Genomic DNA, 16,697 nt, shown 5'->3' with positions numbered 1-16,697 from the left:
GGCCGGGGACAGGGGCGCCGGCTTACCAGTAGGGACCCGGCAACAACGCCGCCATGATGATGCCGCGCACGGTCGGCTTCTGCTCCTCCTGGTGCCTGCGGCCGCGGGCGGCGGCCGAGGACGGGAACAGGTGGAAGGCCTTGTTCAGGACGTAATCGTTGACCTTGGGCCAGAGGGCGTAGCTCACCTGGGCCGTGGTCCCGAGCGGCGAGGCGATCCGCTTGGGCTTCTCGATGACCGCCGAGACCACCATGTCGGCCGCCTGCTCGGGACTGAGCGTGGGCACGTAGTCGTAGATCTTGGTGGGCGCGATCATCGGCGTGCGCACCAGCGGCATGTAGATGGTGGTCAGGTCGATGTTGCGCGAGGCCACCTCGCCGGAGATGCAGCGCGAGAACGCATCCAGCGCCGACTTGCTGGCCACGTAGGCGGAGAACCGCGGCACATTGGTCAGGCAGCCGATGCTGGAGATATTGATGATGTGCCCCGTCCGGCGCTTCGCCATGGACGGCAGGAAGTCCATGATCATGCGCACCGCGCCGAAATAGTTGAGCTGCATGGTCCGCTCGAAGTCGTGGAAGCGGTGCAGCGACTCGAAGATCGACCGGCGGATCGAGTGCCCGGCATTGTTCACCAGGATATCGACGTGGTGGTGATCGGCCAGGATCCGCTCGCAACAGGCGTCGATCGCCTCCATGTTGTTGAGATCACAGGGATAGGTATAAGCCTTGCCGCCGAACTTGGCGATGATCTCGCGGGTCTCTTCCAGCTTCTCGGGCGTGCGGGCCACCAGGCAGACCTTGGCGCCGCCCTTGGCCAGCTTCTTCGCGGTCATGAAGCCGATGCCCGAGGACGCGCCCGTGATCACCACGACCTTGTCCTTGACCCGCGGCAACAGGCGGTCGGGGACCTTCACGTCGTAGTCCATGTGGAGTTCCCAGTACCGCCACAGGGTCTCCGCGTACTCCTCCAGGCGCGGACAGCGCACGCGGCTGCCCTTGAGGGCGGCGCGGGTGTTGCGGTCGTCGAATTCCGCCCGGTTGTTCACGTAGCCCAGGATCGACAGCGGCACGCCCAGCGCCTTGGACAGGCGTTTCTCCAGCACCCGCGCCATGGGCACGCGCCCGGCCAGGCGCTTGAGCGAGAGCTCCAGGTCCTGGGGCAGGTCGCGGGTCGGCAGGTTGCGCACGAAGCTGGGGCCGTGGGCCGCCTGCATGAAGGTATTGAGCATCTCGCCGGCGGTGGGGGCGTCGCGCTGGATCAGGAAATAGGCGCGGCCGTCCCACTTCTTGTCCTGCAGGTGGGAGATGCGGTCCATGGCGTCGACCACGTAGTCCACCGGCGCCAGCGGCATGCGGCCGCCCTCGATACCCAGCAGGGGCACCCACTTCGGCAGGCGGTCGCGCAGCCTCTGGATCGTCTTGAAGAAGTAGTAGGGACCGTCGATCTTGTCCATCTCGCCGGTCTCGGAATCGCCCAGGACCATGCCCGGCCGGTAGACCCGCCACGGCACCCGCGCCTCCTCGCGCACGATGCGCTCGGACTCGAACTTGGTGCGGTAGTAGGGATGGCGGACCGTCTGGCCCTCGTCGAACATGTCGTCGGTGAACACGCCCTCGTAGTCCGCGCCGGCGATGGCGACCGACGAGACGTGATGCAGGCGCACGTTGCCGCCGAGCTCGTTGACGAACGCCACCAGGTTGCGGGTGCCCTCGTTGTTCACCCGATCGGCCGTGGCGTCGTCCATGTCCATGTCGTAGACCGCGGCCAGGTGGAAGACATGGTCGATCTCGCCGGCCAGCGCCTTGCGCGTGGCGGCGTCGGTCACGCCCTTGCGGGTGACATCGCCCCAGACCGGGATCAGCCGCTCCTCCGAGGCGCCCAGGCGCTCCAGGAGGGCATCGTACTTGTCGGCGCTGGCCTTGCGCATGAGCACATAGACCGTGGCGCCGCGCCGCTTGAGCAGACGCTCTAGCAAGAACCGGCCGATGAAGCCGGTGCCGCCGGTGACGAGATATTTCATATTGTTCAGCTCACAGAATGCAGGTTGGTTTGCAGGATACGCACTCTGGCCGTTCCCCCTTCGCCGGATTCTATGTGCATACTCGCGGCGATGCGAATCGCCGGTGCCGCGCCCCGCCGCTGTTGCGGTAACCTGTCACGCCTCATCCGAACCGGAACACGACCCGACATGTCCGATACCATCTTCGGGAAAATCATAAACCGCGAGATCGACGCCGACATCGTCCACGAGGACGAACGATGCCTGGCGTTCCGCGACATCAATCCCCAGGCGCCGATGCACATCCTGGTGATCCCCAAGAAGCCCATCCCGCGGCTGGCGGACGCCACCGCCGAGGACCGGGACGTACTGGGTCACATGATGCTCAAGGCCGCCGACATCGCCCGGGACGAAGGCTACGGCGACGCCTTCCGCCTGGTCACGAACAACGGCGAGGCCGTGGGCCAGAGCGTCTTCCACCTGCATCTGCACATCCTCGGCGGACGTAGCTTCTCCTGGCCGCCGGGCTGACGACACCGGCCGGGAGCCGTCGCCGGTTTCCGGCACCGGAACGATCGACGCCGGGCGCCGGGCAAGCGGACCGCCGCCCCGAAACCGACAGCCGGGAACCGGGACGAGGCCGCGGTCGCGGACCGCGGCTTTGTCCCGCCCCCGCCCAGGCGGTAAAATAGGCGGTTTGCGGGACCACGCGCCCGCCCCGCCCGCATGAATGGCCCTGAATACCTAAGGTGAGCCCATGACCGTTGCATCCAAGGATCTGTCGCGCCCGGACGCCCAGGAGATCGAGGACGTCCAGGGCAGCGCCGATCCGCGCCGGCTGCCGATCAACAAGGTCGGCATCCGCGACATCCGGCACCCGGTGCGCATTCGCGAACGCACCGGCGGCGACCAGCACACCGTCGCCGAGTTCAGCATGTACGTGAACCTGCCCCATCACTTCAAGGGCACGCACATGTCGCGCTTCGTGGAAATCCTCAACAGCCACGAACGCGAGATCACCGTGGCCTCGTTCCGGGACATGCTGCACGAGATGACGCAGCGCCTGGAGGCCGACGAGGGCCACATCGAGATGCGCTTCACCTATTTCGTGGAGAAGGCGGCGCCGGCCACCGGCGTCAAGAGCCTGATGGACTACGAGGTGTGCTTCCGCGGCCAGCAGCAGGGCGACGAATCCGACATGTTCGTGTTCGTCCAGGTGCCCGTCACCACGCTTTGCCCCTGCTCCAAGAAGATCTCGGCCTACGGTGCCCACAACCAGCGCTCGCACGTGCGCATCACCGTGCGCGCCGACGAGTTCTTCTGGCTGGAGGAACTGATCGACCTGGCCGAGTCGGAGGCCTCGAGCGAGCTCTACGGCATCCTCAAGCGCCCGGACGAGAAAGTCGTCACCGAGCGCGCCTACGAGAACCCCAAGTTCGTCGAGGACCTGGTCCGGGACGTCGCCATCCGGCTGAATGACGATGCTCGGTTTCGGTATTACATGGTGGAGTCCGAGAATTTCGAGTCTATCCATAACCATTCGGCGTACGCGCAAATCGAGAGAGACAAAGACCTCGATAATTAGTCGATTGGTTGCTCGAAATTGTCCGCCTACGGCGGTCGCACCCCAGCTTCGCTGGGGCCCCGCTCCTCGCCTTCGGCGGATATCGAGTCCATCCACAACCATTCGGCCTATGCGCAGATTGAGCGCGACAAGGACCTAGACAGTTAGTCGATAACACGCTCAAAGTTGTCCGCCCGGCGGCGGTATCGGCCCGAGAGGCGGAGCAGGGCTCCCGCCGCGCCAGCGGCGGGATGCGACCCTCGGCGGGCCGAAACCCGCTCCTCGCCTTCGGCGGATATCGAGTCGATCCACAACCATTCGGCGTACGCGCAGATCGAGCGCGACAAGGACCTCGACAGCTAGTCGATTGGTTGCTCGTGTGTCCGCCTACGGCGGTATCGGCCCGAGAGGCGGAGCAGGGCTCCCGCCGCGTCAGCGGCGGGATGCGACCCTCAGGGGCCGAAACCCGCCCCCCGCTCAGCGCACATCCCGGCGCTTTCAAGGGATTTTGCCCGGACGCAAAAAAATGCCTTCCCCCGGCCAGGGGAGGACATTTGTCGCCGCACATCCGCCTTGCGACGGTGGCGACACGGAAGCGAGGGGGAGGGAGAGTCCCCCTCGCGTCCGCGGTCTCGGCTCGTCAGGCCGGCAGGCCCGGCAGCGGCAGGCCGCCGTCCAGGCCGGGAAGCGCCGGCAGGCCGTCGAGTCCCGGCAGGGACGGCAGACCGCCGTCGCCCAGACCCGGCAACGGCAGCGGCAGACCGCCGCCGCCACCAGGCAGACCGGGGAGGCCGGGCGCCACGAACTCGAGCGACAGCTCGAACTCGACACCCTCGATGGCGTCGATGGCCGGCTCCGCCAGCGGCGCGCCGAGCGCGGCGAGCTGGCCGGCCGGGCCGTCCAGCGCCGTGGTCAGCGGCGCCGATGCCGCCACGAGCTGGTCCCCCACCTGGACCGCGATATCGCCGAGCGGGCTCGCCGGCGTGTTCGCGGACAGGTCGGTGGCCAGGCCGGTGAGGCTGTCGTTGAGACCGTTGGCCGTGCCGGTCGCGTCGCCGGACAGCAGCGAGACGCTGGTGCCCTGGAGGTTGCCGACGAGATTGTTGACGGCGCCGTCGACGTTGTTGAGCGCCGTGACGACGTCCTGCGGTCCCTGGGCGCTCACGACGCCGGCGAAGCCGACGAGCAGGAGCGCGGTCAGTGTGTTACGGATCATGATTATTCCTCCGCTTCCCTGAGTGGGTAGGTATGGGTTCCAAACTCGGAAGTGCCTCGGCCCTTCCACCCCCATCGGAACCGATTTGACCCGATTCGATATATAGGAATTATATGTCTTTCTACGTAGTCCTATTCCTACAATAATACCGGGCCCGTTTCCTAATACCCTCTTTATTCAACATATTAAGGATTAACGGCCGCTGTTTTCGTCCGGCATCATCATGAAAACCCTCTTATAAGCGACGTTATTCATGTAGGAATAAATAATTTAATGGAGTAGGCGTGTAATACTTTTCTCCTAGGTAAAAGGACTCGCCGCTGCGACGTATTGTCGCCGGCGGGGACGATCGGACCGCCGCCGGGTTATGCTTGGACCCGCTCCGGAGTCCCCATGCGCGCGAACCTCTCCCTGACCCCGCTTCAGATCCTGCGCCTCCTGGCCTGGCTGCGCCTGGGGGCCGTGGCCCTGCAAGTCGCCGTGCTGGCCACGGTCGCCCTCCTGCTGTCGCCGGATCTGCCCTGGGCCGGCCTGTTCGCCGTGCCCGGCGGGCTGCTGCTCGCGAACCTTCTGGTCTGGTGGCGCCTGCGGCGGCTGCGCGCCGGCACCAACGGCGAGGTGCTGTTGCACCTCGCCCTCGATTGTCTCGCCCTGACGGCGCTGCTGGCCCTGTCCGGCGGCCCGGCCAATCCCTTCACCTCCCTGTACCTGCTGCCCATCGCCCTCGCCGCCGCGGCGCTGCCCGCCGCCCACGCCTGGGCCACGGCGGTCCTGTGCGCCCTGCTCTATGCCGGCCTGTTCTGGGGCCACGCCACCGGACCGGTGGACCACCGCTTCTTCATGCTGCATGTCTGGGGCATGGGCGCGAATTTCCTGCTCGGCGCCGTGCTGCTGACCGCGGGGCTCACGGCCCTGGCCGGTCTGCTGCGACGGCGCGAGCGCGCCCTGTCGGAGGCGCGCGAGAGCATCCTCCAGCACGAACGGATCGTGGCCACCGGGCTGCTCGCCGCGGGCACGGCACACGAACTGAACACGCCGCTGTCGACCATGGCCGTACTGGTATCCGAGTTGCGCGCGCGGGAAGGGCTCGGCACCGACGTCCAGGACGACCTGCGGCTGCTGGAGGAGCAGATCGACGTCTGCACGACCCGCCTGCGCGAGATGCTGTCGGCGGCCGACCCGGGCCGTCACGGCCAACCCGAGGCCCGCCCCCTGCGCCGCTACCTGGAGGACAGCGTGCGCCGCTGGCGGCTGTTGCGGCCCGAGGCGGAGGCCGACCTCGACTTCGCGCCGGGCTTCGCCGATCCCGCGGTACGACCCGACCCGGTGCTGGCGCAAGCGTTGGGGAGCCTGCTCGACAACGCCGCCGATGCCTCGGACGCCAACGGCAGCCGCCGGGTCGCGGTGACCTGCCGCAGCGACGGCAAGCGCCTGACGGTCACGATCGAGGACGAGGGGCCGGGACTGGACGCGGACCAGATCGCACGCGCCGGCCGTGGCTTTTTCACCACCAAGCCGGACGGGTTCGGCCTGGGCCTGGTCCTGTCCCACGCCACCCTGGCCCGGCTCGGCGGCGAAGTGCGGCTGTTGCCGCGCCTGCCGCGCGGCACCCGGACCGAGGTGGAGGTCCCCCTGGCGGCGCTGACGCCCGGAGACGCTTCGTGAGCGGCCCCGGCGACACCCTCCGCATCCTGCTGGTGGAGGACGATCCGGTGTTCGCGCGCGTGCTGTCGCGGGCGTTGACGGCACGCGGCCACCGGGTGGCGCACGCGATCGACGGCCCCGCCGCGCTCGCGTCGGCCGCCGCGGCGCCCCCCGATGCCGCCGTGATCGATCTGCGCCTGGGGGAGGAATCCGGCCTGGCCCTGATCGAGCCGCTGCGCTCGCGGCTGCCGGATGCCAGGCTGCTGGTGCTCACCGGATACGCCAGCGTGGCCACCGCCGTCGAGGCGATCAAGCGCGGCGCGGACGACTATCTGGCCAAGCCCGCCAACGCCGTCCAGGTGCTCGCCGCCCTGCGTGGCGACGCCCCCGCGCCGTCCGTCGAGACACCCAGTCTCAAACGACTGGAATGGGAGCATATCCAGCAGGTCCTGCGCGCCCACGACGGCAATGTCTCGGCCGCCGCCCGGGCGCTGGGCATGCACCGGCGCACCCTGCAGCGCAAGCTCGCCAAGCGGCCGGTCCGGCGCTGACCCCGCCCCCGGCGAGCCGACGCACGCCGACGGCTACTGATAGCATTGGGACCTGACCATGGCGGCGACAGCCGCCACCCCGAAGACACGAGGAGGCAGCCTTGAAACGCATCGAATTCCACCGCTTCGGCGATCCGCTCGACGAACTGCAACTGGCGGACGACGACGCCCCCGCGCCCGGCGCCGGCCAGATCCGGGTCCGCGTCGAGGCGGCGCCCATCAATCCCTCCGATCTGCTCACCGTGCGCGGCATGTACGGCCGTCTGCCCGACGACCTGCCGGCGGTGCCGGGCAACGAGGGCGTGGGCCGGGTGACCGAGGTCGGCGAGGGCGTCACCGAGGTGCAGGTCGGCGACCTGGTGATGCTGCCACCCGGCAGCGGCACCTGGCGCAGCGCCATGACCTTCGACGCCCGCGGCGCGTTCCCGCTGCCCGCCGACGTCGACCCGCTGCAGCTTTCGATGCTCTACATCAATCCCATGACCGCCGAGGTCCTGCTCTCGGACATGGTCGAATTGCGCGAGGGCGACTGGGTCGTGGTCAACGCCGCCAATTCCGCGGTGGGTCATTACCTCGTCTCCCTGGCACACCGGCGCGGTCTCAAGACCCTGGCGCTGGTGCGGCGCAACGGCGGCGTCACCCACGGCCTCAAGGCGATCGGCGCCACCGAGGTCATCGTCGATCAGGGCCAGGACGTGCCGGCCGAGGCGGCGTCCCTGACCGGGGGCGGCCGGGTCCCGCTGGGCGTGGACGCCGTCGGCGGCGAAGCCACCGCGGTGATCGCCGGTTGTCTGTCCGACGGCGGCACCGTGGTCAACTACGGCGCCCTGGCCGACGCCCCCTGCCGGATCCCGCCGCAGGACCTGGTGTTCCGCGATATCCGGCTGGTCGGATTCTGGCTGAGCCGCTGGGCCGAGCAGACCCCGGCGGAGCAGGCCCAGGCCCGCTACGCCAAGCTGCTGGAACACATCCGCAAGGACCAGATCCGGGCGGAGGTCGCGGGCACCTACCCGCTGGAGCGCTTCCGCGACGCGGTACGCGCGGCGGCGGCCGGCGGCCGCGACGGCAAGATCCTGTTCACGCCGGACAACCCCTGGTAAGGCGACGTCCGCTCCTGTCGGGAGGTCCGCATGAAGATCAACATCGAGATCGACGTCACGCCGGCCGAGCTGCGCCATTTCCTGGGCCTGCCCGACGTGGCCGGCCTCCAGGAAGACATGATCGACTACATCCGGGGCCGCGTGTCCCGGGGCGCGGAGGGCTTCGACCCCGCCGACCTCATCCGCGACACCACCGAGTGGGGCAACAAGACCCTGCAGCGGCTCCTGTCGATGGCCGCGTCCCGGATGAACGTCGAGGACGACGACGAACCGGCGGATGACGGAGACGAGCCCGGCGGCGGCAAGACCCGGTCCCGCCGCGGCACCGGCGGCGGACAACGACGCGGCCGGGGCGGCGGCAAGAAGGCGTGACCCTCCGGACGACGCGCACAAAAAAGCCCGGCGCCCCCTGGGGGACGCCGGGCCGGTGCCGCTGAGCGGCCGCTTACGAGGAAGCGGTGGTCGCGGCGGTGCCGTTGCCCGACTTGCGGGTCGCGGCGGACTTGCGCGCGGTGCTCTTGCGGGCGGTGGTCTTGCGCGTCGTCGTCGTGGACTTGCGCTTGGCCGCGGTCTTGCGGGCCGCCGGCTTCTTGCCGGTGAGCTTGTCGCGCACGCTCTTGTAGCCCTTGTTGACCACGGTGGAAAGCTCGTTGCCGGTCTTCACCAGCAGGTCGAGGGTCTCCTTGTAGGCGGACACGACCGTGTCGCGGCTGGCCGGGACATAGTCCTGCGGCTTGCTCGCCACCTGGCGGACGCCGTCCTGGCGCGCCTTCTCGAAGCTGGCCTTGGCCGCCGCGTAGACGTCCTTGGCCGCGCCGATCTCGGTCTTGGCCAGCGACTGCGCGTTGGCCGACACCACGTCGAGCGCCTTCTTCTGCGTGTCCATGTAGGCCTTGAACGCCTCGCGCGACTGCTTGCGCGCGGTCTCGACGCGGCCCTTCACCGTGTTGAAGATATTCTGGATCGCCATTGCCTCTACTCCCGTTTTGAAGCTCGAATGCGTGCTCCCTAACCAATGCTGCGTTGCAGCATTTGTTGCGGCGCATCATAGGAGCGCGCCCGCCGCTTGTCAAGCGGGACCGTCGCGACTAGCATCCACCGGACCACTGGATTTACGTACAGCATGGAACTGACCCCGAAACAGGCACGGGTGCTCGACTTCATCCGCCGGCACGCGGCCGCCAACGGCATCCCGCCGACGCGCGCCGAGATCGCGGCGGGCCTCGGCTTCGCCTCGCCCAACGCGGCCCAGGCGCATCTGAAGGCCCTGGCGCGGCGCGGCGCGATCGAGCTCGTATCCGGCGCGAGCCGTGGTATCCGGCTGCCCGAGGAGGCATCCGCCGGAGATCCCGAGGAAGACGGCCCCGAATTGCCGGTGGTCGGCCGGGTGGCGGCCGGCGCCCCGGTGCTGGCGGTGGAGAACGTGGAATCGCGGCAGCGGGTGCCGCCGGGCCTGTTCTCGCCGGCGCCGGATTACCTGCTGCGAGTGCGCGGCGCCAGCATGATCGAGGCCGGTATTCTGGACGGCGACCTGCTGGCGGTGCACGCCACCGCCGAGGCCGCCGACGGCCGCATCGCCGTGGTGCGCGTGGAGGACGAGGTCACCGTCAAGCGCCTCAAGCGCGACGGCCACCGCCTCACCCTGCTGCCCGCCAATCCCGACTACGAGCCCATCGAGATCGACCTGCGGCGGCAGGACGCGGTGATCGAAGGCGTGGCCGTGGGAGTGCTGAGGCGGGTGTAGTGCGCGTGCCGGAGCACGTGTTTCCCGTTTCCCGAATAATGCCTTCGGCCGGCTGCCAGACCGTAGGCCGGGATAAGCGACGCGTTCCCGGCATCCCCCTGCCGAAGAGCACAACGGCGGAAAGCGCCTCGGCAAACGGCCAGCCAGAAAATTAACCACAGAGGCGCACGGAGGCACACAGAGGGAACTGACTGTTGTCCCGGACACGATCACGGTTTTCAAGCGGAAGAGGCGGATAACCCGTCAAGGTTCGCTGCCAACCCGGCAGTTCGAGCGCCGGGGCGCTACGCGGCCGGTGCCGTGCCGAACCAGGGCATTTGTTTATCCGCGGATGAACGCCGATTAACGCAGATTGGTTGGGCTGTTCTTTAATCTGCGTACATCAGCGTAATCTGCGGATTTTTTTACGGGAACCGCCCGCCAAGGTTCGTTGCCACCCCGACAGTTCGGTCGCCTAGGCGCTGCGCGGTCGGCGCCGTGCCCAGTCAAGGCGCTTGTTTTATCCACAGATTGACACCGATTAACGCAGATTAATTGGGGCTGTTCTTTAATCTGCGTACATCAGCGTAATCTGTGGATCGTTTCTTCCGGCAACCACCCGCCAAGGTCCGGTTCTGGCTCCGCGTTTCGGTCGCCGGGGCGCTGCGCGGGCGGTGCCGTGCCGAACCAGGGCATTTGTTTATCCGCGGATGAACGCCGATTAACGCAGATTGGTTAGGGCTGTTCTTTAATCTGCGTCCATCGGCGTAATCTGTGGATTCTTTCTTCCGGGAAGCGCCTCGACAAGCGCCCATCAAAAACCTCTGTGCACCTCCGTGCGCCTCTGTGGTTTCATGTTCCGCCAATCAAAGCCCGGCCCCGGACGGCGGGAGCTTGGCTACTGGCCAGACGGCTCACTCATGCCGGTTGATTTTGCAGCCCCCCTCCTAAGACTCGTTGATCACCACCTCGACCCGCCGGTTCTGGCGCCGCCCCGAGCTGGTCTCGTTGGAGGCGATGGGCCGGCTTTCGCCGTAGCCGCGGGTGGCGATGCGGTCGGGGTCGATCTCGCGATTGATCAGGGCGTCGGCCACGGACTGGGCGCGCTCCCGCGACAGTCGCATGTTGTAATCGGCGCTGCCGGTACTGTCGGTATGGCCCTCCACCGTGAGCACGTAGCGCTGATGCTGGTTCAGGAACGCCGCCAGCCGGTCCATGATCCGCAGGGTGTAGGCCTTGAGCCGCGCGCTGTCGAAATCGAACAGGACCTCGCCCAGCGTCAGGACCAGACCGCGCTCGGTCAGGCGCGGCTTGAGTTCGGCGAGCTGCTGCTGGAGCTGGTCCAACTCGGTCTGGGCCGAGTGCGCCCGGCGGCGTTCGGCCTCGGCCTCCTCGCGCAGGCGCTCGGCCCGTTCCTCGGCCTCGCGGGCCTTGCGCAGGGCGGTTCGCACCTCCTGCTCGCGCAACTCGAGCTGTAGGCGCGCCATGGCCTCGCCGGCCTCCTTCGCGCGGGCCTCGGCGACGCGGCGGCGGGCCTCGGCCCGGGCGATCTTCACCCGCTCGAGGGCCAAGCCGGCGCGGTGCTCGATCTCCTCGGGCTCCTCCGCGGCCTTGGCGGCCTCCAGGGCCTCCTGAGCCTCGGCCAGGGCCACCGGCGCCTTGTCCTCGACCTCGCGGTCGCCGCCGAGTTCGATCACGGCGATCTTGGCTTCCTCGTAGCGGGGAGTCGGCGCGCTGGCGCAGCCGGCCGCCGCCAGGGCGGCGAGCGCGAGCGCCGACAACCGGAGCACGGCGGCCATCAGTAGTCGTCCTTCCGGCGCTGCAGTTCGTCGCGCATGCGCGCCAGGTTGTCCTCGGCCTCGCCGGCCTCGGCTTCCGCGCGGGCGGCCAGACTCAGGGCCTCGGCCAGCTCCGCGGCCACCTGGGCGCGCTCGGCGGCACGACGCGCGGCGAGATTGTCGCCCTCGCGGACGAGGGACTTGGCCCGCTCCAGGGTCTTGCGGGCCTCGCGCAGTTCCAGGGGGGCATGCTCGCCGGCACCGGCGCGCTCGGCCCGGCGCAACGAGAAATCGGCCCGCGCCATGGCGTCGTCGGGCGGCGGGGTGCCGGCACAACCGGCCAACGCGACCGCCACGGCCAGCAACAAGCCGCTCGCGACACGTGTGAGTCCTGCCGTCATGCCGTTTCCCTTGGCGCCATGGTCACGAGTTTAACCCGCCGGACCACGATCCGGCGCGGCTAACCGCCGGCCCAGCCGAGACCCGGAACCACCAGGACCTCGACCCGCCGGTTGGCGCGCCGGCCGGCCGCGGTATCGTTGTCCGCCACCGGCTGGCTGGAGCCGAAGCCCTTGGCCTCCAGACGCGCCGGCTCGATACCGGCCGCCGTCACGGCCTCGACCACGGCCTCGGCGCGGCGCAGCGACAGGTCGCGGTTGTAGGCCGCGGCCCGTTCCGCCCGGCTCTCGGTCTTGTCGGCGATCTCCGGGTGCGATGCCAGGAAACGACGCAGGTTGCCGTCGGAGGGCGGCATGTCGTCCGTGTGACCCCGGACCTCCAGGGCGTAGCGCGGGTGGACTCGCAGGAACTCGACCAATCGCGCGATCACATCGTTCGAGCCCGTCATGCGGGCGGTCCCGGGGGCGAACCGGATATGCCCGTACATGGCGGGCACCAACTCGCTGCCGAGCCAGCGCTCGTCCTCGGCCTCGATCCGCGCCAGGTCGAGCTGCACCCGTTCGATCTCGGCCAGCCCGGCCTCGCGTGCGGCCTCGGCGAGCGCAATCCCGGCCCAGCGCCGCGCCTGGTGGCTGCGGTGGGCCACGGTCGCCAGCACCCCGGCATGGCCGTCGGGCGCGTCGGCGATGCCGCGCCACTCGGACTCGGCGGCTTCGAGCGCGGTCTCGGCGCGGGCCAGTGCCTCGCCGGCGTATTCACCGACAGCCTCGTCGGCGCGCGCCTCGGCGACCGCCTCGCGCGCCTCGACGAGCGGCTCGAAACCGGTGACGGCGCCGTCCTCGCTGCGCTCGACCAGGCCGGCGAGATTGCCGCTGCCGAGTTCCGCCGGCCCGGCCTCGGGCGGCGGCGGGGGCGGCGGCACCGGCGACCCGCGGAACAGGCTGCAGCCGGCGGTCGCCAACGCCAGTGTCGTCAACAACGCGATATGACCGGTCCTCATGGCGAATCCCCCGAATCCGCGGCGGACAACTCCGATTCGAGCTCGGCGAGCTTGCGGTCGACCGCGACCCGCTGGGTCCGAGCCAGTGCAAGGCGGGCGTCCAGGTAGGCCTCGTCGGCGAGGCGGCGCACCCGGCGGCGCTCGGCCTCGTTCGGCTCGCGCGCCTCGGTGGCCGCCCGGAACAGGATGTCGCGCGCCGCGGCCAGACGACGCCGGCCCTCGCGCAGCGGCTCGGGGGCGAGCCGGTCGGCACCGGCCTCGCGGGCCCGCTCCAGCATGGCCTCGGCCTCCGACAACGGGCTCAGATCGGGCGGCGCGGGCACGCGGTGGGGCGTCTCGGCACAGGCGGCGAGCAGACAGGCCGCCAGTACCAGCCCGGCGACGTGCCGGAATTCGGGAACCATGCCCATAGACCGGGACTCCTGGTCGACAAAGGGCGCTAGTCTAAACCCGCATGCGGCGACTTGTAAGGTGTGCCAGCCACCGCGACCGCGGACACTGACGGGACCTACAGCGCGACGCGTTCCAGCAGGTAACCCAGGCAGTCGAGACGGACCATGCGGATATCGGTCGTGAACATGGCGGGCGTCGCGGGCCGGGCCAGTACGATCGCATCGCCCCGGCGCCGCAGGTAGGCGCCGGTCGCGTCCGCCCCGCCCGGGGCCAGCGCCGTGAGGGCGGCACCGCCGAGCGGCACGGCGATCCGTCCCAACGGCGTACCGGCCGGCTGCGGCACCCAGTTGAGCGCATCGAGATCGGGCCGCAGCAGGAGCTGGGCCCGGCCGGGACCGACGGCGACGCTCACCGCCTCCGGCACGTGCAGCCGCACCGCGCTGCGATGCAGGTCGATCTCGTCCGGACCGGGCATGGTGTGCCCCAAATCCGCGCGGTGCATCAGCCGCTCCAGGTACGCCTCGGCGTGGGCCGTGCCGGCCGCCTCCCCCGGTCGCCCGCATTCCAGCGTCACGGCCGGCGCCGTGCCGGCGAAGGCGCCGCTGAAGGTGCCCTCGGGGTCCGTAAAATACAGCACGCGCCGGCCGAAGCCGGCCGCGAGGCGCAGGCTGCCCGCGTCGAGGACATTGACACAGGCGTAGTGCGGATTGCGGCCGTTGTTGTTGTGCACGTCCACGACCGCGAAGGGATGGCGCGCGGCCAGCGCCGCGTACACCGTCCGCGCCAGATCGGTCTCGGCACAGGGCGCGACCGCCGGACCGCCGCCCGAGGCGCGCGGCCAGATGCGGTTGTAGTCGGGCTGCTCCGGCAGTCGCCGCATGCCGGCGACCGTCGCGGCGACATTGCCGACGAACAATGTCAGGGCCCGCGGCAGGGCCCGTCCGCGATAGCGTCGCAGCAGCCGCTGGACCGCGGCCAGGCCGGTGATCTCGTTGCCATGCAGCAGGATCGCCACGCACAGCGGCCGCGAGCGCTCGCCGGGCAGCTCGATCAGGGCCGGCCCGCCCAGCAGGCCGGCGACTCCGACCGCGTCCGCGTCCAGGAAGCCGTCCGGTACCCGCTCGAAACGCCGCAACACCGGCACCGCCCCGTTGTCCCTATCGCCGCTCACCTTTCCCGTCTCCCGTCTCCCGTCTCCCGTCTCCCGTCTCCCGTCTCCCGTCTCCCGTCTTCCGTTTTCCGTCTTCCGTTTCCCGTTTCCCGTCTCCGTTCAATCCAACGACCATTCCGCCACCGCCGCCCCGCTCGCCTGCCGTTCGGCATAGGCGGCCAGCATGGCCGGCATGTCGCGGCCGTGGCGGGCGACCCAGGCCCGCTGCCAGCCGGCGCCGGACAGGCCGCGTTCGACCCGCGCGGCGATCACATCCAGGTAGCGCCGCGCCAGGTCGTCGGCCACGCCCAGGGACGCCAGTCCGTCGCGCGCCAGGGGCAACAGGGTGTCGGCGAACAGGCGGCGGGCCGGCCGCTGGCCGTCGAGCCAATGCAGCTCGGCGTCCATGCCGTCGCGCGCGGCCCGATAGAAGTTGGCGCGGGCGGCGCCGAAGTCGAGCACTGTCTCCGGCGCCGGCACGCGATCGCCCAGCGCCCGCATCAGGCCGTAGAAAAAGGCGCAGTTGGCGACCATGTCGAGCACGCTCGGCCCGCCCGGCAGGCTGCGGTGTTCCAACCGCAGGTGCGGCGGTTCACCAGCCCCCACCACCGGCCGGTTCCAGCGCCAGACGGTGCCGTTGTGCAGCAACAGGTGCTCGAGGCCGCCGGTATCGCGGGCCTGGGGCAGCAGCACCGGGAACTCGTCGCGGTTGCGTTCGAACAACTCGAACAGCGACTCGCGCACGTAGCCGTGGCCGAAGGTGACGTAATGCACGTCGCCGGCGTCCACGGCCTGCGCGAACACCGGCACCCGGGTCTCGGCCCAGAGGTCGCGGCCGAACAGGTAGGGGGCGTTGGCGGCCACCGAGAGCAACGGGCCGGAAGCGATCAGCGCGGCGTTGTAGCAGCGCGCCGCGCGCGCCGGCGGCAGACTGATGTGCATCTGGAACGAGGTCGCCGCGGATTCCGCCATGATGCTGTCGTAATAGCCGCGGTAGGTCTCGCGCCCGCGCACCGTCAGCTCCACGTAGGGCGTGCCGCGGCGCGCGGCGACAGCGGCGTTGAGGGCCCGGTAGCGCGGCGAGGGCGAGATGTGCTCCAGGGTCAGGTGCCGTTCCTGCAGTGTCGGCAGCACGCCGATCAGCAGCAGCCGCAGCCCCATCTCGGCGGCGGTGCGGCGCCCGCGCGCGAACCAGTCGTCCAGCTCCGCGTGCAGGGCCTCCAGGCCGCGGTCGCGGATGCCGCGCGGGCGGCCGTTGAACTCGACATTGCTGCGCGCCAACTCGGGCACGGCCTCGGGCATGTTGAGGCGGGCGAGGAATTCCGTGTTGGCATCGGCGGGCATGAACTCCGGGGTCACCAGGCAGGATTCCAGCTCGTACCCCACGGTGACGGGACCGTCGGCGAAGCGGTCCTCGCGGAACCAGCGGCCCAGGCGCTCGGTCTCCGCGTCGAGCTCGGCGCGGAAGCGGCGGTAGTCGGCCGCCGCGAACGCCGGCGCCGGCCTAGCCATCGCACCGGCCCCCGCCCAGCCGTTCCAGGGCTTCCGGCGTCCCCACATCGTGCCAGACGCCGCGGTGAATCTCGCCGATCACCCGGCCCGCCGCGACGGCCGGGCGCAGCACGGCCGCCAGGCCGAAGCGGGTGCGCGGCTCCGCGGCGAGCAATGCGGGCCGGTAGACCCCGATACCCGCGAAGGTATACGCGGATTCGGACGTGACCCGGCCGTCGTCGTCGAGCCCGAAGTCGCCCGCCGGGTTGTGGGGCGGGTTGGGCACCAGCACCAGCCGGGCGTCGGCATCCGCCGGCAAGGGTGTCCGCAGGCGGGTGAAATCGTAGTCGGTGAGGATGTCGGCGTTGATCGCGGCGAACGGCGCCTGCCCCAGCAGCGGCAGGGCGTTGCGGATGCCGCCGCCGGTATCCAGGGCACCCGGCGTTTCGCGGGAATAGTGGATGCGCACGCCGTAGGCGGCGCCGTCGCCCAGCGCGGCCTCGATCCGTTCCGCCAGCCAGGCCGTGTTGATCACCACGTCCTTGAAGCCGGCATCGGCCAGGGCCCGTAGATGATGTTCGATCAGGGCCGCGCCGCGCACCCGCACCAGCGGCTTGGGCAACCGATCGGTGAGCGGGCGCAGGCGCTCGCCCCGGCCCGCCGCCAGCACCATCGCCCGCATGCCC

The 16,697-nt window shown here is 69.8% G+C and carries 17 protein-coding genes; 7 read left to right on the top strand and 10 right to left on the bottom strand.

The features are described 5' to 3' along the window. Nucleotides 1–22: 22 nt before the first annotated feature. Nucleotides 23–2,023 (bottom strand): SDR family oxidoreductase, encoded by a 2,001-nt coding sequence (locus tag PC39_RS03560; RefSeq protein ID WP_353251985.1) that lies wholly within the window; start codon nt 2,021–2,023, stop codon nt 23–25. Nucleotides 2,024–2,191: 168 nt separating this feature from the next. Between PC39_RS03560 and PC39_RS03555 the strand changes: the two genes are divergently transcribed. Together PC39_RS03555 and folE2 are read left to right on the top strand one after the other, a co-directional pair. Beyond that, nucleotides 2,192–2,533, top strand: a complete 342-nt coding sequence (locus PC39_RS03555) for a histidine triad nucleotide-binding protein (protein ID WP_353251984.1) — start codon at nt 2,192–2,194, stop codon at nt 2,531–2,533. 226 nt (nt 2,534–2,759) lie between these two features. Beyond that, nucleotides 2,760–3,587: a GTP cyclohydrolase FolE2 gene (folE2, locus tag PC39_RS03550; RefSeq protein WP_353251983.1), complete on the top strand. Its 828-nt coding sequence runs from the start codon at nt 2,760–2,762 to the stop codon at nt 3,585–3,587. 619 nt (nt 3,588–4,206) lie between these two features. Here folE2 and PC39_RS03545 read toward each other — a convergent pair. After that, nucleotides 4,207–4,782 (bottom strand): hypothetical protein, encoded by a 576-nt coding sequence (locus PC39_RS03545; protein ID WP_353251982.1) that lies wholly within the window; start codon nt 4,780–4,782, stop codon nt 4,207–4,209. A 393-nt stretch (nt 4,783–5,175) separates the two neighbouring features. Between PC39_RS03545 and PC39_RS03540 the strand changes: the two genes are divergently transcribed. From PC39_RS03540 to PC39_RS03525, 4 genes are all read left to right on the top strand, one after another. After that, nucleotides 5,176–6,447 carry a sensor histidine kinase gene (locus PC39_RS03540; protein ID WP_353251981.1) on the top strand — a complete coding sequence of 424 codons (1,272 nt, stop codon included), beginning with the start codon at nt 5,176–5,178 and terminating at the stop codon, nt 6,445–6,447. Continuing rightward, on the top strand, nt 6,444–6,977 hold the full coding sequence (locus PC39_RS03535; protein WP_353251980.1) for a response regulator transcription factor: 534 nt from the start codon (nt 6,444–6,446) through the stop codon (nt 6,975–6,977). The genes PC39_RS03540 and PC39_RS03535 overlap by 4 nt, the downstream gene beginning before the upstream one ends. Nucleotides 6,978–7,078: 101 nt before the next feature. Further along, complete coding sequence (locus PC39_RS03530) at nt 7,079–8,077, top strand: zinc-dependent alcohol dehydrogenase family protein (RefSeq protein WP_353251979.1); 999 nt, start codon at nt 7,079–7,081, stop codon at nt 8,075–8,077. 30 nt (nt 8,078–8,107) lie between these two features. Then, nucleotides 8,108–8,449 (top strand): hypothetical protein, encoded by a 342-nt coding sequence (locus PC39_RS03525; protein ID WP_353251978.1) that lies wholly within the window; start codon nt 8,108–8,110, stop codon nt 8,447–8,449. A 73-nt stretch (nt 8,450–8,522) separates the two neighbouring features. Here PC39_RS03525 and PC39_RS03520 read toward each other — a convergent pair whose 3' ends face one another. Next, nucleotides 8,523–9,047 carry a hypothetical protein gene (locus PC39_RS03520; RefSeq protein ID WP_353251977.1) on the bottom strand — a complete coding sequence of 175 codons (525 nt, stop codon included), beginning with the start codon at nt 9,045–9,047 and terminating at the stop codon, nt 8,523–8,525. Nucleotides 9,048–9,200: 153 nt separating this feature from the next. Between PC39_RS03520 and lexA the strand changes: the two genes are divergently transcribed. Further along, nucleotides 9,201–9,821, top strand: a complete 621-nt coding sequence (gene lexA, locus PC39_RS03515) for a transcriptional repressor LexA (RefSeq protein WP_353251976.1) — start codon at nt 9,201–9,203, stop codon at nt 9,819–9,821. Between the two features lie 926 nt (nt 9,822–10,747). Here lexA and PC39_RS03510 read toward each other — a convergent pair. The 7 genes from PC39_RS03510 to murU form a co-directional block, all read right to left on the bottom strand. After that, the gene (locus PC39_RS03510; protein ID WP_353251975.1) at nt 10,748–11,599 is read right to left on the bottom strand and encodes an OmpA family protein; all 852 of its coding nucleotides are present in this window, start codon (nt 11,597–11,599) and stop codon (nt 10,748–10,750) included. After that, a complete protein-coding gene (locus tag PC39_RS03505; RefSeq protein ID WP_353251974.1) occupies nt 11,599–11,979 on the bottom strand; it encodes a DUF4398 domain-containing protein in 381 nt (126 codons plus the stop codon). Before PC39_RS03505 ends, PC39_RS03510 begins: the two co-directional genes overlap by 1 nt. A 59-nt stretch (nt 11,980–12,038) precedes the next feature. Further along, nucleotides 12,039–12,977, bottom strand: coding sequence for an OmpA family protein (locus PC39_RS03500; RefSeq protein ID WP_353251973.1), 939 nt, complete (start codon nt 12,975–12,977; stop codon nt 12,039–12,041). Further along, complete coding sequence (locus tag PC39_RS03495) at nt 12,974–13,387, bottom strand: DUF4398 domain-containing protein (protein ID WP_353251972.1); 414 nt, start codon at nt 13,385–13,387, stop codon at nt 12,974–12,976. The genes PC39_RS03500 and PC39_RS03495 overlap by 4 nt, the downstream gene beginning before the upstream one ends. A gap of 98 nt (nt 13,388–13,485) precedes the next feature. Then, a complete protein-coding gene (locus tag PC39_RS03490; protein WP_353251971.1) occupies nt 13,486–14,541 on the bottom strand; it encodes a M14 family metallopeptidase in 1,056 nt (351 codons plus the stop codon). Between the two features lie 99 nt (nt 14,542–14,640). Continuing rightward, nucleotides 14,641–16,032, bottom strand: coding sequence for a glutamate-cysteine ligase family protein (locus PC39_RS03485; protein ID WP_353251970.1), 1,392 nt, complete (start codon nt 16,030–16,032; stop codon nt 14,641–14,643). Continuing rightward, entirely contained in the window at nt 16,025–16,693 is a 669-nt protein-coding gene (gene murU / locus PC39_RS03480) for an N-acetylmuramate alpha-1-phosphate uridylyltransferase MurU (RefSeq protein WP_353252044.1), read from the bottom strand. The genes PC39_RS03485 and murU overlap by 8 nt, the downstream gene beginning before the upstream one ends. Nucleotides 16,694–16,697: the final 4 nt, after the last annotated feature.

The organism is Salinisphaera sp. PC39 (genome assembly GCF_040361335.1).
GTDB lineage: Bacteria > Pseudomonadota > Gammaproteobacteria > Nevskiales > Salinisphaeraceae > APNM01.
Note: the sequence above shows the minus strand (reverse complement) of the source record. Positions and strands in the feature narration are given on the sequence as shown.